Consider the following 21,832-nt stretch of genomic DNA (forward strand, 5'->3'; position numbering starts at 1 on the left):
CAATGGATACTGAAGATTATATCATTGTTGCCAAACCAGCCTTAAGGTTTGTGACACCAAATAGAAGAATATCCTTTTTTTTAAAGAAGGTTAATCCAGACGCTACAGATGTAGAACATTTAATTGTTAGTTGGTATTGTGTAAATCATAGTGATGAAGAAAAAGAAAAACAGAAAATAATTTATGGACCTAAAACCTCAGAATGGCTAGGAACTAAATGGATATACAGAGGTACACATACTGTGACATGTACCGTGAAGAAAAGTCTAGGTGATAAAAACCCAAAAACTTATCTTTACGTGCAAAATGTGATAAGTGATGAGGAATGCTTAAGTTATGACAGTGGTTCATTTGATGAAACAGATAATCCATTTACTGTATTACATAACTTAAGCAGACAAATTGAATTAATTCGATCCCTTGAATCACAAAGCCAGCTAAGTGAAGAAGAAAACAGCAAATATCAAGAACGTATGGACAATATGGAAACTTATCGTGAAAAATTAGAATATTTGCTAAAAAAAATACCAGATAGCCATAAAGATAATTTTAATAGAATTACTGCCAGACACTACTCATATGAATACCCTGATAGTAACTCAATCCTGTTACAAGTCTGTTATTTTTATAACAATAATAGTACTTATCTATTAGATTGGACTAGTCCTGTACAACAAGGATGGTGCGGAGTATTTATTGGTAAAGGGGATAATGAACAGGCAGCTGTACTTGATGCATTAAAAAAGTGGCAAAGGAATAACCGTTATCCAGAAGGGACCTTAAAATGTCGTTATCTTCGTTTTAATCACCCTACTCTAGAAATTCCTAAATATGATGCTGAGGGGCTACTCCAATGGAGTATAGAAGATCACTATTATTCTGAAGAATATCAATTTACTACCGATGGCAAAACTCTGCAAGATAGCATTTCCAATGCACTGAATTGGGTGGCAATTTGTGGCTCAATCGTTGCTGGAACAATATTATTTTTTGTGCCAGGTGGGCAAGTAGGAACTGCTGCATTAATCGGACTTGCAGCTTCATCATTAGCTACTGTATTAGCTGGTGTTACTGCTTCAACCATTAATATAGCTCAACGTTATAATACTGGTTTCAATAACTGGAAAGAAGATGGCTTAGATTCCCTATGCATAGTTGCATACTTGTTGGGGCTTGGTTCAACAGTAGCCTTAAGAAAATGGGGACCACTATCATTTTTATCTCAGCAAGCAGGTAATGCTGCTAAAGCTAATGCCGTTAAAACCATGTTAATTGGTCAAGTTGCAGCTGATAGTACGCAAGCTATCATGATTTCTGTCGATGTTGCTTCCGCCATTTATTCTACAATAGACGATAAAACCATTCCAGCAGATGAAAAACTATCTCGAATTCTTCGTTTATTAGCGGCAGGTGTCACTGTCGGCGCTTTAACTTATGTTAATATTAAAGCTACTAAGGCTAATTTTGATTTCATAAAGGAAGACCCTTCTGTAATTCGCAAAATGACCAGACAAGAAATCGATGATTTCTTAAACGACCCCAAAACCGTCCTGATTGAAAATGGCGAAGTAATAACTAAAATACCAACTGAGGGAACAACGCATCCAACACAAAGCGAATCCGCTACATATCCCGAATCAAGTGTTGCTATTCGGCAATTGCAAGAGTTAAACTTAACACCTGCTTCAAGTGATTACACCCATTCATCAACGACTATTATTAATAATATTTTAGTCCCTCATCCAATTTATTTACGCTTTTTAAATAGTAAATATGAACCTGAAACTTTTTTAAAATATGTACTTTATCAGCATGTCAATTTTGATAATGGTAATGAAGCAACAAAACGATTACTTTTTAACTCAGAACCACAAATTATAGCCAGAACTAGTAATGCGCAAATACATAAAACAACTGCTAATATTATTGTCAGAGAAGAAAAATTTCTTAATGATATTGCTGCGTTTCAAGCAATGGCTAAGGCAAGGAATATGTCTATTAACAAATGGAAAGAAAAAGTAGCGATATCTCGTGCAACCTGTGAAATTAAGGGGATCACCTTGTATAATACAAGGGAGTTCAGTAACTTACCGTTTGATTTAAAAGCCGCGAAAGAAAAAGGAGTTGTGATTGACACAGGGAAATTTGAAAATGGTTCTGCGCCAATTAAAGTAACTGATATAGACAGGTATATTGCAACACTAAATAAATATTACCCTAGTGAAATGGATGAGTTAACTGAAGGGTGGATAAGAATCTATATAGTTAAACATAATGACCATTTACAAAACCTTAATGGTATGCCAGGCGCACATGCTGAAGTATTAGCGGTTGATGATGTATTAAAACAACTGCGCGCACAAAAATTAGATCCAGAAGAATATTTAAAAGATATTGATGTCTACACCCTTAAAACCAATCGACCGAACAAACAAGATGAATTTTTAAAAGAATTTCCAGCCTGTGCTAATTGTAGTGGTATATTAGATCCACGAATTAACATTCATACAGGACGAACAGGAGAATAAAATGAATACAACAAACAATATAAAAGTATTTAATCAACCCGTACGGGTGGAATTAAGTCATTTACAAATTATCCAAGATTTTTATGTTTTAAATGATGTGTTATTTACCGGCTTGGCTTATGACCACCGGGAAGAAAAGCTATTTAAAGTCTACCAAATCACTGAGGGCAAAATTACCGCTGAGCAGGATTTTGGTTTTTTTAAACATGCCCAGCAAGTAAAAATCGATTATTATGTGATTGTAGATGATTATGAATTCGGGGATGCACTATATTATCATGGTAAACTATTTAATGGTGTTACTTATGAATATAAAGATGGATTTGTTTTTTCTGAGGTATTATGGAATGATGGTTATGCGGTAGAATCGATCGACTGGTATCCTGATGGTTCGGGATTAATTCGTTTCTATGAAACCAATTATAAGGAAGATAAATGTAAATTCGAATGGAATTATAAGCAGCTTATGAATATAAACTGCCGAAAAGAAAATGCGAATTCACTGACGCGTTTTACGCTCGAAATCAACGACCAAAATCAAATTAAATCGTGTGTTTTAAATGCTAACGATATGGCGTGTTTAGATAATTTGATTCCGCGTGATGATATCCCTTTACCCGCCAACAGTTTAAGTGGATTGCTAGCTTATTATCCCTTAGCGGAGGAGATTTCTCTGTACGGTTTAAGTGATAATGGATTTAATTATTTTATGCATCATAGTGATTTTCGGCCCATTAAAAAATTAGAGTTATCCACTGAAAATTTATCTTTGCCAGTACTGAACAAATTAACGACGTTACCCAATTTAAAAACTATTTTTTTTAAAGAAGGTGGGATAAGTCGCTATCAACTTGCAGACTTACCAGAAAAAGAGAGAGCAATCAAACAACAACAGTGCGATGAACGTAATCATGTTTTGTTAGATTTATTATTTGTTCTACAAGCTCAACAAAATTGTGACATTCAGCTTAATGCACGTTCAGGTCTGCTGTTTTTCTATTCCAAACAGGATGGCGAAATAGTTGCCGATGTCAATCAAAGCGATTTTAATTATCTTTTCAATGCGTTACCGCTTGAGCAAATTACTGAGCTTGAGTTACGGCAACATAATTTGCCTGTTGAGTTGTTAGCAAAATTGGCACAATTGAGTCATTTAAAAAAATTATCGATCAAAGAAAAAAAAGGGATCAGTACTGCCCAACAACCGGCAGATAATCAAACTCAAAACATTGCCTACCAACGACGTGAAGCCCGCAATCAAGCTTTATGGACGTTATTAAACCACCTGCAGTCAAAACTGCATTGCGATATCAAACTGATATCTGAAAATTTGCAAGAGTTTGAAAAGCGCTATCAAGATGAATCGATATAATGAATACAACAAACAATATAAAAGTATTTAATCAACCGGTACGGGTGGAATTAAGTCATTTACAAATTATCCAAAATTTTTATGTTTTGAATGATGTGTTATTTACCGGCTTAGCTTATGACCACCGTGAACAAAAGCTATTTAAAGTCTACCAAATCACTGAGGGCAAAATTACCGCTGAGCAGGATTTTGGTTTTTTCAAACATGCCCAGCAAGTGAAAATTGATTATAATGTAGTTATAGATGATTATGAAAACGGGGATGCATTATATTATCACGGTAAATTGTTTAATGGGGTTACTTATGACTATAAAGATGGGTTTGTTTTTTCGGAGATGTTATGGAATGATGGTTATGTTGTAGAGATAATAGGCTGGTATCCTGATGGTTCGGGATTAATACTTTATTACAAAACCGATTATAATGAAGATAAATGTAAATGCGAATGGAATTATAAACAACTTATTAGCATTGATTGCAGAAAAGGAAATATCAATAAAGAAACAAGTTTTACTTTAACCCTCAATGAGCAAAATCAAATTAAGTCGTGTGTTTTAAGTACTCACAATATGGCGTGTTTAGATAATTTGATTCCGCGTGATGATGTCCCATTGCCCGCCAACAGTTTAAGTGGATTATTAGCTTATTATCCTTTAGCAGATGATATTTTTTTGAACATTTTTAGTGATAATGATTTTAATTACTTTATTAACCATACCGACTTTCGGTCGATTAAAAAATTAAAGTTATCCACTGAAAATTTATCTTTGCCAGTACTGAACAAATTAATGGCGTTACCCAATTTAAATACGATTTTTTTGGATGAAGGTGGGATAAGTGACTATCAACTTGCAGACTTGCCAGAAAAAGAGAGAGCAATTAAACAACAACAGTGCGATGAACGTAATCATGCCTTGTTAGATTTATTATTTGCACTACAAGCTCAACAAAATTGTGACATTAGGCTTGATACAAATTCAGGGCTGCTGTTTTTCTATTCCAAACAGGATGGCGAAATAGTTGCCGATGTCAATCAAAGCGATTTTAATTATCTTTTAAATGTCTTACCGCTTGAGCAAATTACTGAGCTAACTTTACGTCAATGTAAATTTCCGATTCCCTTACTCGAAAATCTTGCCCAATTTTCACATTTAAAAAGATTATGTATTGAAGAAGATATCAGTAATAAAGTTAATGATAATCAAAATAAAAACGTTGCTTACCAACAACGAGAAGCTCGCAATCAAGCCTTATGGACATTATTAAACGACCTGCAGTCAAAACTGCATTGCGATATCAAACTGATATCCGAAAATTTGCAAGAGTTTGAAAAGCGCTATCAAGATGAATCAATATAATGAAAAATGAATACAACAAAAAATATAAAAGTATTTAATCAACCGGTACGGGTGGAATTAAGTCATTTACAAATTATCCAAGATTTTTATGTGTTAAATGATGTGTTATTTACCGGCTTGGCTTATGACCACCGTGAACAAAAGCTATTTAAAGTCTATCAAATCACTGAGGGCAAAATTACCGCTGAGCAGGATTTTGGTTTTTTTAAACATGCCCAGCAAGTAAAAATCGATTATTATGTGATTGTAGATGATTATGAATTCGGGGATGCACTATATTATCATGGTAAACTATTTAATGGTGTTACTTATGAATATAAAGATGGATTTGTTTTTTCTGAGGTATTATGGAATGATGGTTATGCGGTAGAATCGATCGACTGGTATCCTGATGGTTCGGGATTAATTCGTTTCTATGAAACCAATTATAAGGAAGATAAATGTAAATTCGAATGGAATTATAAGCAGCTTATGAATATAAACTGCCGAAAAGAAAATGCGAATTCACTGACGCGTTTTACGCTCGAAATCAATGAGCAGAATCAAATTAAATCGTGTGTTTTAAGTACTCACAATATGGCGTGTTTAGATAATTTGATTCAGCATGATGATATCCCTTTACCCGCCAGCAGTTTAAGTGGATTACTGGCTTATTATCCCTTAGCGGAGGAGATTTCTCTGTTCATTTTTAGTGATGATGATTTTAATTACTTTATGAATCATAGTGATTTTCAGTCTATTAAAAAATTAGAGTTATCCACTGAAGATTTATCTTTGCCAGTACTGAACAAATTAATGGCGTTACCCAATTTAAAAACTATTTTTTTTAAAGAAAATGGGGTAAGTGACTATCAACTTGCAGACTTGCCAGAAAAAGAGAGAGCAATCAAACAACAACAGTGCGATGAACGTAATCATGCTTTGTTAGATTTATTATTTGCACTACAAGCTCAACAAAATTGTGACCTTAGATTTTATGCAAATTCAGGTCTTGTATTTTTCTATTTCAAACAGGATGGCAAAATAATTGCCGATGTCAATCAAAACGACTTTAACTATCTTTTCAATGCGTTACCGCTTGAGCAAATTACTGAGCTTGAGTTACGGCAACATAATTTGCCTGTTGAGCTGTTAGCAAAACTGGCACAGTTGAGTCATTTAAAGAAATTGTCAATTAAAGAAAATAAAGGGCTCAGCACTGCTCAACAACCGGCCAATAATCAAATTAAAAACGTTACTTACCAACAACGTGAAGCCCGCAATCATGCCTTATGGACATTATTAAACCACCTGCAGTCAAAACTGCATTGCGATATCAAACTGATATCCGAAAATTTGCAAGAGTTTGAAAAGCGCTATCAAGATGAATCAATATAATGAAAAATGAATACAACAAAAAATATAAAAGTATTTAATCAACCGGTACGGGTGGAATTAAGTCATTTACAAATTATCCAAGATTTTTATGTGTTAAATGATGTGTTATTTACCGGCTTAGCTTATGATCACCGTGATAATATATTTTTGTAAAGAAGTTTCAGGTTAGCTATACGTTTTAGTATTTAAATTCACCTACACCCAGCAATTTAACAATTTGTGATTTACTCAAACCAAATCATTGATGCCATTCTTCCAGTGTTATGTTCACGACGGTAGGAGTAAAATTTATCTTGTTCGGTATAAGTACAATAATCACCACCAAAAATTTGAGTAATGCCTAGTGCAGTTAAACGTTGTTTAGCAATTAAATACAAATCTGCTAGATATTTTTGTTGTGTTGCATTGATTAATTTAAATGCATTGCTTGCTTCATTTGCCACCTTTTCAAATTGCTTTTTCACTTCAATGCCAACTTCAAATTTTTTTGCACTAATTGCAGGCCCCATCCATACTATAATGTCAGATGGTGCACAACTAAATTTGCTTACGGTATTTTCCAAAATGCCATTACATAAGCCTCGCCAACCGGCATGGGCAGCAGCAACTTCATCCCCTTTACTTGAGCAAAATAATACTGGCATACAATCGGCCGTTAATACCACACTAACTTGTTTAGCTTGGTGAGTATATGAGGCGTCAGCCTCAATAATCGTTTTTTGGTCAAGCATACTGTTTGGAAGTTGTAATTTAATAGATGAAATATCAACTACAATAGTACTGTGTGTTTGATTGAGCCAATATGGCTCACTTGGAATTTGTTCAGATTGAATTATGCGTCTGCGATTCTCAACAACATTAGGGTAACTATCACCCGTTTTACTCCCCATATTTAAACTATCAAATGGTGCAATGCTTACCCCACCTATTCTTGTTGTTGTAAAAGCTCGAATATTTTTAGGGGCTGACCAATAAGGGTAAATAGGTTTAATCATAATGGTTACCAATCTAAATCATCTTTATGCAATTCCGTATCTTGTTGCAGTGCTTGAATCAGTTTTTGCATATCTTCAGGAATCGGCGCATGCCATTCCATTTGTTCTCCTGTTACAGGGTGAAATAAACGTAACATGGTTGCATGTAACGCTTGCCGATCAAAATCACGCAAAGTTTGTATGAAAACTTCGCTAGCTCCTTTAGGTGGTTTTGGGCGACCACCATATAAAGGATCACCGACTAAAGGGTGCGCTACATGCGCCAGATGCACACGGATTTGATGAGTTCGTCCTGTTTCTAATCTTAATCGTAAGCGAGTATGTAACCGGTATTTTTCCATAACCCGATAATGCGTTACAGCCGGTTTACCAGTTGGAAATACTGCCATATGTGTACGCTTAGTTGGATGACGGGTAATGGGTTGATCTATCGTTCCACCAGCAGTAATAATCCCCATAGCCACCGCTTCATATTCGCGGGTAATCTCTCTTAATTGCAGCGATTCGACTAAATGAGTTTGCGCGGTAATAGTTTTGGCAACCACCATTAAACCTGTGGTGTCTTTATCTAATCGGTGCACAATTCCAGCACGGGGCACGTGAGCAATTTCAGGATAATAATGTAATAACGCATTTAATACGGTGCCATTAGGATTACCAGCTCCCGGGTGTACAACTAAATCACGAGGTTTATTGATCACTAAAATATCATCATCTTCATAAACTATATCGAGTTTAATATCTTCGGGTTGATGATAAGTTTCTTCTTCTATTTCAGCTGTAATGGTTATTTTTTCACCGCCCAATACTTTTTCTTTCGGTTTATTTACGATAATATCATTAACCGATACCTTATCATTAATAATCCAATCTTTAATTCGTGAACGAGAATAATCAGGGAAAAGTTCTGATAATGCTTGATCTAACCGCATTCCTAATTGGTTTTGTTCAATTTCTGTTGCTAACTTTAACTCGATCATGTGTAATTTATCTATTTTAAGCCGTTATGTTTTAGAGTATTATATACTAATCATGGCCGTTAATGTTTATTTAAATTTTGGATTGAGAACTGAATGAAATTACGTTTACACTATTTATTAGCTATTGCTTTAAGTGGCACGATAATTGGCTGTACTTCTACCAATTCTGATGCAGAAAAGACATCAGAATTTGAACTTCACGCCAAAGTTCAACAAGAGCTTGAAAGTGGTAACATAAAATCCAGTATCACCATTTTAGAGGCTATGGATAAAAATTATCCATTTGGACCTTATTCCCAACAAGTACAACTTGATTTAATTTATGCTTATTATAAATCTGGCGATTTACCACTTGCTATTGCATCTATTGACCGTTTTTTAAAATTGAATCCTACGCATCCTAATATTGATTGGGTGATTTATATGCGTGGCTTGTCTAATATGGCACAAGATGATAACACAATACAAGGTTGGTTTAATGTTGATCGTTCAGATCGTGATGCTGATTTTGCCATTGCAGCCTTTAAAGATTTTAATTATTTAGTTACCAGTTTTCCAACCAGTAGCTATGTAACTGATGCACAAAAACGGCTGATTTTTTTAAAAAATAGGATTTCTCGATATCAATTAAAAGTTGCTCAGTATTACACTAAACGTGGTGCTTATGTTGCAGTGATTAATCGAGCTACACAAATGCTTTCTTTATTTCCCGATACTGATTCAACTAAGCAGGCACTCGTGTTAATGCGTAATGCTTATAACGAATTAGGTTTATTTGAAGAAAAGCAAAAAGTTGATCAAATTATTCAAGCAAATCTTGAAAATATGCCTAAAGAAGAGCAAAGATCTTTCTTGTCTAAATTCACTAGTATATTCAATGGCAATTAAAAATTGCATAACGGGGGATTCCCCCCCTGGTTTGCCATCGTAGATTTATTTATATTTACATCATGTTATCTATTAACTTTTTGATTTAGAATTTAATTTATAGTAAATGAATAATTACATCTCTCCATTCACATATCGTTTGTAAATCGTGTCAATAACCAATACAATTAGCAGATTAATTTTATTAGCAATAATAGATAGGACATTAATTCGTCATGCAAGAACAATATCGCCCCGATGAAATCGAAGCCAAAGTGCAAAAAATTTGGCTTGAAAATAAAACATTTCATGTTACCGAAGATCCTGCCAAACCCAAATATTACTGTTTATCCATGCTACCTTACCCTTCCGGGCGTTTGCACCTTGGGCATGTTCGTAACTATACTATCGGCGATACCATTTCGCGTTATCAACGCTTAAATGGTAAAAATGTATTGCAACCAATTGGTTGGGATGCTTTTGGATTACCTGCTGAAGGCGCAGCGGTAAAAAATAATACTGCACCAGCTAAATGGACCTATGAAAATATTGCTTACATGAAAAAGCAATTGCAACTTTTAGGCTTTGGTTATGATTGGGATCGTGAAGTTACGACTTGCCGTCCAGAATATTATAAATGGGAACAGTGGTTCTTTACTAAGTTGTATGAAAAAGGGTTGGTATATAAAAAAACTTCTGCGGTGAACTGGTGCCCTAATGATCAAACTGTCCTTGCCAATGAGCAAGTAGTTGAAGGATGTTGTTGGCGCTGTAATACACCGGTTGAGCGTAAAGAGATCCCCCAATGGTTTATCAAAATCACTGAATATGCTGAAGAGTTACTTAATGATTTAGATACCCTTGAAAGCTGGCCTGAACAAGTTAAAACCATGCAACGTAATTGGATCGGTCGTTCAGAAGGCGTCGAATTTGATTTTGCCGTTGACAATTATCAAGACAAATTGCGTGTTTACACCACTCGTCCTGATACATTAATGGGCGTGAGCTTTGTGTCAGTCGCCGCCGAGCATCCTTTAGCACAATTAGCCGCTAAAACTAACCCTAACATAGCTGAATTTGTAGCCGAATGTAAGAATACCAAAACTGCCGAAGCTGATATGGCAACCATGGAAAAGAAAGGTATCGCTACTGGTTTTTATGCGATTCATCCACTTACTGGTGATAAAGTGCCTGTTTGGATCGCTAATTTCGTGTTAATTGAATATGGTACTGGTGCCGTAATGGCTGTGCCGGGTCATGATGAACGTGATTATGAATTTGCAACCAAATATAATTTACCAATTAAACCGGTTATCTTAACTCAACAAGGTGAAGCACCAGATTTAACTGAGCAAGCTTATACTGAGCATGGTAAATTGTTCAACTCTGGTGAATTTGATGGCCTTAACTTTGAGCAAGCTTTTAACGCCATTGCCGATAAATTAATTGCGCTTGGAATTGGTCAGCGTAAAGTGAATTATCGCTTGCGCGATTGGGGAGTATCGCGCCAACGTTATTGGGGTGCACCAATTCCAATGGTGACCTTAGATGATGGCACCACCATCCCTACACCAGAAGATCAAATTCCGGTGATTTTACCGGAAAATGTGGAAATGAATGGCATAACAAGTCCAATTAAGGCCGACCCTAATTGGGCTAAGACCACCGTTAATGGTCAACCTGCACTACGTGAGACCGATACTTTTGATACATTTATGGAATCATCTTGGTATTATGCTCGTTATACCTGTCCACACTATGATAAAGGCATGTTAGATGAGAAAGCGGCTAATTATTGGCTACCGGTCGATCAGTATGTTGGGGGTATTGAACATGCGATTATGCATTTACTTTACTTTAGATTCTTCCATAAATTGATGCGTGATTTTGGTTTAGTGAGTTCAGATGAGCCCGCTAAACGTTTATTGTGCCAAGGTATGGTATTAGCTGATGCATTTTATTATACCAGCCCAACCAATGAGCGTATTTGGGTATCACCAACCGAAGTTACTATCGAGCGTGATGAAAAAGGTCGTATTGCTAAAGCCATTGATAGTAAAGGCAATGAGTTAGTACACGCCGGTATGACTAAAATGTCAAAATCGAAAAATAATGGTATTGACCCGCAAGAAATGGTTGAAAAATATGGGGCTGATACTGTTCGATTATTTATGATGTTTGCCTCACCAGCTGATATGACACTTGAATGGCAAGAATCAGGCGTTGAAGGGGCTAACCGCTTTATCAAGCGTGTTTGGCGGTTAGTCTATGAACATACGCAAAAGGGCAAGGTTAAGACTCTAGATCTATCCCAATTAGATAGTGAGCAAAAATCACTTCGCCGGGAGTTACATAAAACCATTGCTAAAGTGAGTGATGATATTGGCCGTCGCCAAACCTTTAATACGGCTATTGCAGCAGTGATGGAATTTATGAATCGCTTACAAAAAGCACCACAAAACACTGAGCAAGATCGGGCTTTGATGGATGAAGCACTAAATGCAATTGTACGGTTACTTTATCCAATGATGCCTCATGCTTGTTTTATTATGTGGCAAGCTTTAGGTCATAGTGAGTCAATTGACAATACGACTTGGCCAATTGCCGACGAATCAGCAATGGTTGAAGATGAAAAACTGATTGTGGTACAAATAAACGGCAAAGTCCGTGGTAAATTTACCGTGCCGGCTGATGCAGATCAGGATTTTGTCGAAAACCAAGCCAAACAGGAAAATAATATTCAAAAATACTTGAGCGAGGTAACCATTCGCAAAGTCATTTATGTACCTGGTAAATTATTGAATTTGGTTGTCGGGTAATATTGTTGGATAACTAAAAACTAAAAATAGGTGATTATGCTTATGAAAAAATATTTAGCACTACTTATGTTATTGACAATATCATTAACAGGCTGTGGTTTTCATCTTCAACACGAACCTGAAGTGCCACCACAATTTAAGACAATGTCTTATATAACTTCAGATCCTTATGGACGCTTGTCTCGCAATATTAAAGAAATATTAAGAGATAACGAAGTGATATTAGTAGATAATAGTGCTTCTGCTCACTACCCATCATTAAGGGTAGTGAGTGAAAATCTTGTGCGCAATACCATTTCTCTATTTCAAGATGGTAAAGCTGCTGAATATCAATTAGTATTAGCAGTTCGTGCACAAATGGTGATTGCAGGACAACAAGTTTATCCAATCAATGTTCGCATATTCCGCAGCTTTTTTAATAATCCATCAGCCGCCTTAGCCAAAACCGCAGAACAAAATTTGATTAAAGATGAAATGTATAAAGAAGCGGCTAAGCAAATCATTCGTAAATTAAAGTCGGTTAATGCAGTAAATTAAAATTGTCATGATAAAAATCAGTGCCGATCAAATCACCAATAAATTAGGTGCAGCCTATTATTTGTTAATAGGCAACGATCCTTATTTGCATCATTATGCACTGACACAATTACAAACGTCATTTAAACAAACAGGCTTTGATGAGCAGATCAGTTTTAATATTGACAATCAAACTGATTGGACAATTATTTATGATAGCTGTCAGGCTATGAATCTGTTTTCGACCAAAACGCTAATTTTTTTAGATTTTAATGATAGTTCTTTAACTACAGCAATAACTGCAAAGCTCAATAGTTTATGCGAAAGATTAACGCCAGATATCGCCTTGGTCATTAGCTTAAACAAAATAACGAAAACGCAAGAAAATGCTAATTGGTACAAGATATTATCTGATAAATTAGTTGTCGTAAATTGTTCTATCCCAGATGCAATGCAATTTCCACAATGGATCAAAAATTATTTACAACATCAAGCAATAGTAATTGAACCGTCTGCCATAGAACTGCTTTGCTATTATTATGAAGGTAACTTGTTAGCACTGACGCAAATTATTGAACAGCTAAAATTACTCTATCCTAATACCGAGATTTCATATGACCAAGTTGAAAGTAATATTCATGATTCAGCTGTGTTTACCCCTTATCATTGGATTGATGCTATGGTGGCTTTTAAAACTAAACGGGCTATACATATTTTGCAGCAATTAAAAATGAATGAGTTTGAAGCATTGATTTTATTACGTATTGTCCAACGTGAACTGATTTTAATCATCAATTTGAAAAAAGGATTACAACACAAATCACTAAAACAAGTTTTTGATGAACATAAAATCTGGCAAAATAAGCGACAATCTTATTCTGATTATCTTAATCGGTTTGAAATTGAGAAATTATATATTACACTAGCTCAATTAACGGATATAGAAATCAATTTGAAAAATAATAGTCAACTACGCATTTGGGACGATCTTGCATCTTTGACTATGCAATTTATGGGATTGAATTAATGTTAACAGCGTTATTTGGTGGGACATTCGATCCAATTCATTATGGACACCTTCTACCTGCCATGGCATTAACTAAAGAAGTGGGATTATCCCAAATTAGTTTACTACCGAATAACATTCCACCGCATAAGCCGCAACCAGAAGCATCAACAGAGCAACGTTTAGCTATGTTAAAATTAGCGATTGAAGATATGCCACCCGTTTTTTCCATCGATACGCGCGAGATTTTCTCAGACAAATTAATGCAACCATCTTATACCATTAATACTTTACAACAATGGCGCATTGAAAATGGCAATAGTGAAGGACTGGCTTTTATTATGGGGCAAGATTCTTTACTTAGTTTACCAACATGGAATCATTGGCAAACACTTTTAGATTATTGTCACCTGTTAATTTGCCGTCGACCTGGTTATGCTGAAAAAACAGATAATGCTGAACTACAATCATGGATTGATGCTCACCAAACCATTAATATTGAAGATCTACACAAAACAGCTAATGGATATATCTATTTTGCTCATACTCCTCTAGAAGATATTTCGGCAACGGAAATTAGGGATAATATTAATAATCAACAAAGCTGTAAGGATTTGTTACCCGCTAAAGTTTGGCAGTATATTCATACACAAGGACTCTATAGTGCAAAGAAAATGTAGAAAGGGCTTTACATCTGGCACATTTTTCGGCATTATTTCGCCGCTGTAGTTAAATATTCTAAGTTCAGCAAACCTGTGTTTATGCTCAATATCAGTAAATCTTGTGAAAAAACTACAATGGTTGTATACAATAGCTTTTTAAAATCGATTTTTACTTCATAAGCATTAAATTAACCAATTGAGTATAATTAATTTGTATTTATTATTAAGAGGCGCCAATGGCAAAAGAAGATAACATTGAAATGCAAGGTACAATACTTGATACACTTCCAAACACGATGTTTCGTGTAGAACTTGAAAATGGTCATGTTGTTACTGCACATATTTCTGGTAAGATGCGAAAAAACTATATTCGTATTTTAACTGGTGATAAAGTCACTGTAGAAATGACACCTTATGATCTATCAAAAGCACGTATCATTTTCCGTAGTCGCTAATAATATCGTTATCAAACTTATTGGTTTTTATAATTATTAAACACTTGATTGTTTATTTCTCTCTTGCTTAATAAAACACCGTCGAAATAAATCGACGGTGAGAGTTTGGATATTAGTAGAACTTAACTGTATTATTTTGTTCTTGAAAAATCCATTTGCTCATATTTAACCCATTTTGTCTTTTTCACTATTTTATAAACAAAGTAAATTGTTAAAAATAATGGTAGACCAATATAAGTAGCAATGACACCATTCCAATCAATGGTATCTTGTAAAAATGCTTCGTAATTTTGTCCTAGTGTGATGGTTAAACATAGTACAAAAGCAAAAATAGGACCAAATGGAAAGCAACTTGAACGATATGGCAATTGACTGACATCATGGCCTTGTGCTATATAACCTTTTCTAAAACGATAATGGCTTATGGCAATACCGAGCCAAGCAATAAACCCGGTCATACCTGACATATTAAGTAACCACAAGTAAACTTGCTGATCTTTAAACATAGAGGTTAAAAAGCAAAGCATTGCCACAAAGGTCGTTGCAATAAGCGCAACTCTTGGCACCCCAGATGACGATAATCTTGCAAAGATTTTGGGTGCTTTACCTTCTCTCGCTAACGCATATAACATGCGGGTAGAAGCATATAATCCAGAGTTACCAGCCGATAAAACTGATGTCAAAATAACCGCATTCATAATTGCCGCCGCAGATAACAGTCCGGCATGTTGAAAGACTAAAGTAAATGGGCTGACACTGATATCGGTCTCTTCATTGCGTAATAAATTGGGATCAGTATAAGGAATAATTAAACTTATGACCAAAATAGCAAAAATATAAAACAATAAAATTCGCCAAAATACTTGTCGCATCGCTTTGGGAATGTTCTTTTCAGGATCTCTGGATTCACCAGCAGCAATACCAATTAATTCCGTACCTTGAAATGAAAAACCAACCACCATGGCTACACCAATCATTGAGGCAAACCCGCCAACAAATGGGGCTTCTTCGATTTGCCAGTTTTGCCAACCAGCACTTTCACCACCTCGCAAAATACCAATAATCATTAACAATCCAACCGCAATAAAAATGACCACTGTCACCACTTTTATCAATGAAAACCAGAATTCTGCTTCGCCAAAACCTTTAACAGAAATATAGTTTAAGCCGAAAATAATAGTTAAGAATAACAAACTCCATAACCAACTATAGTTGCCAGCATCAAACCAATATGAAATCACCAATTGTGCTGCGACCAAATCTACAGCAACCGTAATTGCCCAGTTGTACCAATAGTTCCAACCGATAGCAAAACCAAACGCTTCATCAACATAACGAGCGCCATAAGTTGCAAATGTTCCTGAAACAGGTAAATAAGCTGCAAGCTCACCAAGGCTAGTCATCAAAAAGTAAACCATAATACCAATTATGGCATAAGAGAGTAATGCACCACCAGGACCTGCTTGAGCAACCGTTGCTCCTGATGCTACAAATAAGCCAGTACCAATTGAACCGCCAATAGCAATCATGGTTAAATGGCGTGCTTTTAAATCGCGTTTTAATTTATTTTTCATAGCTATATTCTTCTTTTGGAAAGAGAGTAAGTTTAATGGAGTACCTATCAGTCACTTACTCCACATTAACTGTTAGAACAAGTGAATGAAAATTTGAATAATAAAATGCGTTGAAGTGTATCAAAAAAAAAACTGTGCGAGATAAATAATTCTAATAATACCGCGCGTTTGTTAAATATATGCAATACTTAGGCGCTAGTTAGCTGTTCTAATTGAGTTAAATAATTTAAAGCTTGCTGGCGAGTATCGCCACACATGTCATGGCAGGGTTTTAATCGATTACATACTAATGGCCTGGATGAATGCCCAAATAGTCGACATTGAAAGTTGGAATTTAAATGAACACAAGCAATCCCGGCAGGTTTGCCATTAGGCATATCAGGAATTGCCGATGAAATTGAAGGAGCAATACAACAGGCACCACAATTAGCTCGGCATTGAAACGATTCTGTCATCTATTTTCCTTAAATTTGAATAGTTTTCGATAAATTAGTGGTGACAATAGCAAGTTAGCGCTAAAATAGCGAGTTAATTTTTAACTCTGTATTAATAATCAAAAAGTAAGAATATTATGGCTAAAGCAAATGAAATCAAACGTGGTGATGCAGTCACCTATAATGGCAAATTATTGCTAGTTAAAGATATTGACGTCCAAAGCCCTAGTGCTCGTGGCGCAAGTACCCTTTATAAAATGCGTTTTACTGATGTTAAAACTGGCGGTAAAGTTGAAGAACGCTTTAAAGGTGATGACATTATTGAAACCATTGAATTGTTCCGTCGTCCTGTCAGCTTTTCTTACATTGATGGTGATGAATATGTATTTATGGATAATGAAGATTACACCCCATTTATCTTTAAAAAAGAACAAATCGCCGACGAACTCCTGTTTATTCCTGAAGGGGGAATGGATGGGATTCAAGTTTTAATGGCTGATGGTGAAGTCATCGCTTTAGAACTTCCACAAACGGTTGATCTTGAAATTGTGGAAACCTCACCAAGTATTAAAGGTGCCTCGGCCAGTGCTCGTACCAAACCGGCAACCTTATCAACTGGCTTGGTGATCCAAGTTCCTGAATATATCGATAATAACGAAAAAGTTAAAATTCATATTGCTGAACGCCGCTATATGGGCCGTAGTGAGTAACCAATTAATTACTGATGAATAATTATAATCAAAATAAATTACATAAACGTTTGCGTCGCCTTACTGGCGAAGCAATCGCTGATTTCAATATGATTGAAGAAGGCGATCGGATTATGGTGTGCTTGTCAGGCGGTAAAGACAGCTATACGCTGCTGGATATACTGATGAACTTAAAAATGAGTGCACCCGTTAATTTTGAGCTCATTGCCGTTAATTTAGATCAAAAACAACCGGGCTTCCCTGAACATGTGTTACCTGAGTATTTAAATTCGCTTGGCATTGAGTATAAAATTGTGCAAGAAAATACCTACGGTATTGTTAAAGAAAAGATCCCGGAAGGCAAAACGACTTGTTCACTTTGTTCTCGCTTGCGTCGCGGGATCTTATACCGCACCGCAACTGAACTTGGCGCCACCAAAATTGCGTTAGGACATCACCGTGATGATATTTTAGAAACCTTATTTTTAAATATGTTCTATGGTGGCAAACTCAAAGCCATGCCACCGAAACTGATGAACGATTCTGGCGAACATATCATTATCCGTCCACTTGCATATTGCAAAGAAAAAGACATAGCTAACTATGCCAAATTTAAACAGTTCCCTATCATTCCTTGTAATTTATGTGGTTCTCAACCTAACTTACAACGGCAAGTGATTAAAGAGATGTTAACAAGTTGGGATAAGAAATTCCCAGGGCGTATTGAAACTATGTTTCGTGCTACGCAAAACATCACTTTGTCTCATCTTTGTGATACCAATCTATATGATTTTAAAGGCATCAAAAAAGGGGATCTGGCTATTGATGGTGGTGATACGGCATTTGATTATGAACAATTTACTCCGATTGCCAGTTTTGATTCATCCGAACTGGAGGATCAAAATATGATTCTCTGGAAAGAAGCAACATAACTTGAATTCAAATACCAACTGTAAATCTTCCGTCGAATTAATCGACGGAAGATTTAATCACTAACTAATCGAATTATGATTATTTATAGATAATTGATTATTTCACTAGCTCAGTTTCTGAAACTTTTTTGACAAAAAGTTTCAGGTGTGCTATACGTTTCAGTATAAAAATTTACCTACATTCAACATCTAAGTGCGAATCCAGTCAGTAAAAGGCTTCATAAGGTGTTTTATACTTAAGCCGTTTTCGTGGGCGATGATTTAATCATGCCATAACCATTTAGACCAACTTTGATTAACAATTTGTTGTTCCTGATTAAAAAGAGTTTTATCCACTGTGCTCGGTTGTAGTTGTAACGATAATTGGTGGATTTCATTACGCATATCTATATAGGCTTTAGTTAGTTGTTCTGCTTCCAGAGATGACATGATTTGATAATTAGCAGCAAGCTCTAAAATTCGTACATTATCGCTCCAAGTGGTCAGTTTTGGGTAGTTGTGGGCATAATTAAGCACCAAATATTGAGATAAAAATTCAATATCACCAATACCTCCCTCATCAATTTTTAAATTAAACAAATTGGTATCAGTCGTACCTAAATGCGCTCTCATTTTTTCACGCATTTCGCGTACTTCTGATTTTAACGTGTTCTCATCACGCTCTTTGCAAAGCACATTATGACGAATTTGATTAAAACGTTTGATTAACTCAGATTCACCATAGATTGCGCGCGCTCGAACTAAGGCTTGATGTTCCCAAGTCCATGCTTCATGCATTTGATAGTCATCAAAGGCATCTAGGCTACACGCAAGCAAACCCGCATCCCCTTGTGGACGTAATCTTAAATCAACTTCATAAAGCACACCAAAACTGGTCCGCACATTAAACAGATGGGTGATACGTTGCACTAAGCGTAGGTAAAATTGACGGCTATCTATCTGCTTATTACCATTAGTAACACTAGTAGCTGGGCAATCATGTAAAAATACTAAATCTAAATCAGAATTATAGCCTAACTCCCATCCACCTAATTTACCATAAGCAACCACGACTATGCCTTTTTGTCCATCGGCTAAATGTTCTGGTCGTCCATAACGCTCAACCATTTGATTCCAGGCCATTTGTACCACAAAGTCCAATAATGACTCAGCCACAAAAGTAAGGTGATCACTAACTTTCATAGTGGTTAACACATGCTCAACATCAGCTGCCGCTATATGTAATAATTGCATTTGTTTAAACTGACGTAAGGCTTCAAGTTGTTGTTCTTCATCATCAATTTGAATACGTAACAAGTATTGATAAAGTTCACTTTTATAGGCATCCGGAGGAGTGGTTTGATAAAGTGAGTTAATATCAATTAACTCATCAAGTAAGATTGGATAATGAGTAAGTTGGTTACTAATCATAGGGGAGGCACTACATAAACGAATCAATTGCTTTAATGCGGTTGGGTATTCAAGTAACAATTCTAGATAGGTAGTACGACTAACAATATTAACTAACAAAGGTAAAATACGTGATAGGATAGTTAATACTTGCTTTTCATCACCAATAACAGCCAATAACCGAGGCATTAACTGATCAAGGATTTCACGCCCACGTACGCCTATTGTGCGTTTACTAATATCATTACGGAATTGTACTAACATTTGACATAATTGATTGGCATCATCATCAGAGAAAGCCGTTAATACCGTTTTGACATCACTAGATTGAAGATCGGGTACCCAAAGATCAGCAAATTTATCATCATATTGTCCATGATTTGCTGATGAATCTGATTCATCATCACCAATAAGTTCATTAAATATTAAACGATTAACCTGCATTCTAGCTAGTAATTCGTTGCTGAAATCAAACCAACTATCAAATCCCATACCCTTAGCTAAACGACTCTGATCTAACTCGTTTTCGGGTAAGGTTTGCGTTTGTTGATCGTCAATAGCTTGTAGTAAATTTTCACAGCGACGCAAAAACAGATAATTATCACGTAACGATTGTACTTCATTAGAGTTAAGTAATGCCTCTTGCTCAATGATATTTAATGCAGCTAATAATGAACGTGTTTGTAAGCCAGCGACTCGCCCACCACGAATGAGCTGAAAAAACTGTACGATAAATTCAATTTCACGAATACCACCAGCACCAAGTTTTATATTATTTTTTAATCCGCGACGACGCACTTCACGTTCAATCATACTTTTCATATTTCGTAATGATTGCAATACACTAAAATCAATATAACGGCGATAAATAAATGGATTTAACAATTGATAAAGCTCTTGAGTATACTCATTTTGCTGACAACCAAGCACTTTGGCTTTTACCATCGCATATCGTTCCCAATCGCGCCCTTGCTCTTGGTAGTAATCTTCCATTGCCAAAAAACTTATTACCAAAGGTCCACCGTCACCTAAAGGTCGCAGACGCATATCAACACGGTAAACAAAGCCATCTTCAGTGATCTGATCGAGAACTTTAATAACTCGTTGGCCTAAACGCGTAAAAAAAACGGCATTATCAAGCTCTTTTCTACCACCTTTGGTTTGTCCATGTTCAGGATAAGTGAAAATTAGATCAATGTCCGAGGAAAAATTAAGTTCACCACCACCTAATTTCCCCATACCTAAAACCAGTAACGGTTGCACTTTGCCATGGGCATTACACGGTGTTCCCCAATCTTGGCAGCTTAACTTATACAGCCAATCACGGGTGGTGACAATAATCACTTCCGCCAATTCACTGAGTTGCAGTAATATTTGTTCATCATTGCTTGTTCGAGTTAATTGTGACCATTCAAGACGAGTAAGCAACCAACGTCGGAATTGCCTTAACACTTTCATTAAAGTAATTTCATCAGTAACAGAGGTAAGCTTTTCATTTAACCATGTTTGATAATATTGCCGTTCATCGGCTTGTGGCGGATTTTGTATTATGTCAGAAAGCCAAGTAGGGAAACGGTAAAAAGAGTCAACTAAAAAATCACTTTGTACTAAGATAGCAAGATGTGTTTGCACATGGGTCGAATCACATTGAGATAATTGCACAATCACTTTTTGTTTTTGCTGTTCTAGCTGGCGATTAACGGGTTGTTTGGATCCTGACATACACAAACTCACTTAGAAATCACTTTCATTAAATAAAAATCATCAAAATAGTATTATTTATTATAAATGACATTTATTTTTCATATAGCGTTTTTATGCATTAATTTTTATTTAACACATTAATCTTGTTACAAAAATAGAGAAATGCTATGCTTGA

At 35.8% G+C, this 21,832-nt stretch carries 17 protein-coding genes and 1 pseudogene; 13 read left to right on the forward strand and 5 right to left on the reverse strand.

Annotation, left to right across the window (positions count from 1 at the left end; translation table 11 throughout):
• Positions 1-2: 2 nt before the first annotated feature.
• From Q0K76_RS03005 to Q0K76_RS03025, 5 genes are read left to right on the forward strand one after another with little or no spacing between them, the layout of a single operon-like run.
• Positions 3-2,528 (forward strand): YwqJ-related putative deaminase, encoded by a 2,526-nt coding sequence (locus Q0K76_RS03005; RefSeq protein ID WP_294611051.1) that lies wholly within the window; start codon positions 3-5, stop codon positions 2,526-2,528.
• 1 nt (position 2,529) lies between these two features.
• A complete protein-coding gene (locus tag Q0K76_RS03010) occupies positions 2,530-3,900 on the forward strand; it encodes a hypothetical protein (protein WP_294611054.1) in 1,371 nt (456 codons plus the stop codon).
• A complete protein-coding gene (locus Q0K76_RS03015) occupies positions 3,900-5,258 on the forward strand; it encodes a hypothetical protein (protein ID WP_294611057.1) in 1,359 nt (452 codons plus the stop codon). The genes Q0K76_RS03010 and Q0K76_RS03015 overlap by 1 nt, the downstream gene beginning before the upstream one ends.
• A gap of 6 nt (positions 5,259-5,264) precedes the next feature.
• Positions 5,265-6,635, forward strand: coding sequence for a hypothetical protein (locus Q0K76_RS03020; protein WP_294611060.1), 1,371 nt, complete (start codon positions 5,265-5,267; stop codon positions 6,633-6,635).
• A 6-nt stretch (positions 6,636-6,641) separates the two neighbouring features.
• Positions 6,642-6,788 carry a hypothetical protein gene (locus tag Q0K76_RS03025; RefSeq protein ID WP_294611063.1) on the forward strand — a complete coding sequence of 49 codons (147 nt, stop codon included), beginning with the start codon at positions 6,642-6,644 and terminating at the stop codon, positions 6,786-6,788.
• A 71-nt stretch (positions 6,789-6,859) separates the two neighbouring features.
• Here Q0K76_RS03025 and pgeF read toward each other — a convergent pair whose 3' ends face one another.
• Entirely contained in the window at positions 6,860-7,627 is a 768-nt protein-coding gene (pgeF, locus tag Q0K76_RS03030) for a peptidoglycan editing factor PgeF (RefSeq protein WP_363322386.1), read from the reverse strand.
• A gap of 8 nt (positions 7,628-7,635) precedes the next feature.
• Positions 7,636-8,610 (reverse strand): 23S rRNA pseudouridine(1911/1915/1917) synthase RluD, encoded by a 975-nt coding sequence (rluD, locus tag Q0K76_RS03035; protein WP_294611068.1) that lies wholly within the window; start codon positions 8,608-8,610, stop codon positions 7,636-7,638.
• Positions 8,611-8,703: 93 nt separating this feature from the next.
• Here rluD and bamD point away from each other — a divergent pair.
• From bamD to infA, 6 genes and pseudogenes are all read left to right on the forward strand, one after another.
• Positions 8,704-9,426 (forward strand): annotated as a pseudogene (gene bamD / locus Q0K76_RS03040) (outer membrane protein assembly factor BamD); the annotation flags it as partial.
• A gap of 287 nt (positions 9,427-9,713) precedes the next feature.
• Entirely contained in the window at positions 9,714-12,296 is a 2,583-nt protein-coding gene (gene leuS / locus Q0K76_RS03045) for a leucine--tRNA ligase (RefSeq protein ID WP_294611076.1), read from the forward strand.
• Positions 12,297-12,338: 42 nt separating this feature from the next.
• Positions 12,339-12,833: an LPS assembly lipoprotein LptE gene (gene lptE, locus Q0K76_RS03050; RefSeq protein ID WP_294611079.1), complete on the forward strand. Its 495-nt coding sequence runs from the start codon at positions 12,339-12,341 to the stop codon at positions 12,831-12,833.
• 7 nt (positions 12,834-12,840) lie between these two features.
• Positions 12,841-13,839: a DNA polymerase III subunit delta gene (gene holA, locus Q0K76_RS03055; RefSeq protein WP_294611082.1), complete on the forward strand. Its 999-nt coding sequence runs from the start codon at positions 12,841-12,843 to the stop codon at positions 13,837-13,839.
• Entirely contained in the window at positions 13,839-14,498 is a 660-nt protein-coding gene (gene nadD / locus Q0K76_RS03060; protein ID WP_294611086.1) for a nicotinate-nucleotide adenylyltransferase, read from the forward strand. The genes holA and nadD overlap by 1 nt, the downstream gene beginning before the upstream one ends.
• A gap of 218 nt (positions 14,499-14,716) precedes the next feature.
• Positions 14,717-14,935, forward strand: coding sequence for a translation initiation factor IF-1 (gene infA / locus Q0K76_RS03065; protein ID WP_025315083.1), 219 nt, complete (start codon positions 14,717-14,719; stop codon positions 14,933-14,935).
• A gap of 131 nt (positions 14,936-15,066) precedes the next feature.
• On the opposite strand, the gene Q0K76_RS03070 is transcribed toward infA, so the two are convergent.
• On the reverse strand, positions 15,067-16,515 hold the full coding sequence (locus tag Q0K76_RS03070; protein WP_294611342.1) for an amino acid permease: 1,449 nt from the start codon (positions 16,513-16,515) through the stop codon (positions 15,067-15,069).
• Between the two features lie 182 nt (positions 16,516-16,697).
• The gene (locus tag Q0K76_RS03075) at positions 16,698-16,964 is read right to left on the reverse strand and encodes a YkgJ family cysteine cluster protein (protein WP_294611144.1); all 267 of its coding nucleotides are present in this window, start codon (positions 16,962-16,964) and stop codon (positions 16,698-16,700) included.
• Positions 16,965-17,080: 116 nt separating this feature from the next.
• Here Q0K76_RS03075 and yeiP point away from each other — a divergent pair, with 116 nt between their 5' ends.
• Together yeiP and ttcA are read left to right on the forward strand one after the other, a co-directional pair.
• On the forward strand, positions 17,081-17,653 hold the full coding sequence (yeiP, locus tag Q0K76_RS03080) for an elongation factor P-like protein YeiP (protein WP_294611146.1): 573 nt from the start codon (positions 17,081-17,083) through the stop codon (positions 17,651-17,653).
• A gap of 14 nt (positions 17,654-17,667) precedes the next feature.
• Complete coding sequence (gene ttcA, locus Q0K76_RS03085) at positions 17,668-18,564, forward strand: tRNA 2-thiocytidine(32) synthetase TtcA (RefSeq protein ID WP_294611148.1); 897 nt, start codon at positions 17,668-17,670, stop codon at positions 18,562-18,564.
• Between the two features lie 261 nt (positions 18,565-18,825).
• On the opposite strand, the gene glnE is transcribed toward ttcA, so the two are convergent.
• Positions 18,826-21,675, reverse strand: coding sequence for a bifunctional [glutamate--ammonia ligase]-adenylyl-L-tyrosine phosphorylase/[glutamate--ammonia-ligase] adenylyltransferase (gene glnE / locus Q0K76_RS03090; RefSeq protein ID WP_294611150.1), 2,850 nt, complete (start codon positions 21,673-21,675; stop codon positions 18,826-18,828).
• Positions 21,676-21,832: the final 157 nt, after the last annotated feature.

It is taken from the genome of uncultured Gilliamella sp. (assembly GCA_945271295.1).
Classification (GTDB): domain Bacteria; phylum Pseudomonadota; class Gammaproteobacteria; order Enterobacterales; family Orbaceae; genus Gilliamella.

Coding starts and splice junctions, on each gene's coding strand:
- Q0K76_RS03005 (WP_294611051.1), top strand. CDS start 3: ATGGATACTGAAGATTATATCATTGTTGCCAAACCAGCCTTAAGGTTT.
- Q0K76_RS03010 (WP_294611054.1), top strand. CDS start 2,530: ATGAATACAACAAACAATATAAAAGTATTTAATCAACCCGTACGGGTG.
- Q0K76_RS03015 (WP_294611057.1), top strand. CDS start 3,900: ATGAATACAACAAACAATATAAAAGTATTTAATCAACCGGTACGGGTG.
- Q0K76_RS03020 (WP_294611060.1), top strand. CDS start 5,265: ATGAATACAACAAAAAATATAAAAGTATTTAATCAACCGGTACGGGTG.
- Q0K76_RS03025 (WP_294611063.1), top strand. CDS start 6,642: ATGAATACAACAAAAAATATAAAAGTATTTAATCAACCGGTACGGGTG.
- rluD (WP_294611068.1), bottom strand. CDS start 8,610: ATGATCGAGTTAAAGTTAGCAACAGAAATTGAACAAAACCAATTAGGA.
- leuS (WP_294611076.1), top strand. CDS start 9,714: ATGCAAGAACAATATCGCCCCGATGAAATCGAAGCCAAAGTGCAAAAA.
- lptE (WP_294611079.1), top strand. CDS start 12,339: ATGAAAAAATATTTAGCACTACTTATGTTATTGACAATATCATTAACA.
- holA (WP_294611082.1), top strand. CDS start 12,841: ATGATAAAAATCAGTGCCGATCAAATCACCAATAAATTAGGTGCAGCC.
- nadD (WP_294611086.1), top strand. CDS start 13,839: ATGTTAACAGCGTTATTTGGTGGGACATTCGATCCAATTCATTATGGA.
- infA (WP_025315083.1), top strand. CDS start 14,717: ATGGCAAAAGAAGATAACATTGAAATGCAAGGTACAATACTTGATACA.
- Q0K76_RS03075 (WP_294611144.1), bottom strand. CDS start 16,964: ATGACAGAATCGTTTCAATGCCGAGCTAATTGTGGTGCCTGTTGTATT.
- yeiP (WP_294611146.1), top strand. CDS start 17,081: ATGGCTAAAGCAAATGAAATCAAACGTGGTGATGCAGTCACCTATAAT.
- ttcA (WP_294611148.1), top strand. CDS start 17,668: ATGAATAATTATAATCAAAATAAATTACATAAACGTTTGCGTCGCCTT.
- glnE (WP_294611150.1), bottom strand. CDS start 21,675: ATGTCAGGATCCAAACAACCCGTTAATCGCCAGCTAGAACAGCAAAAA.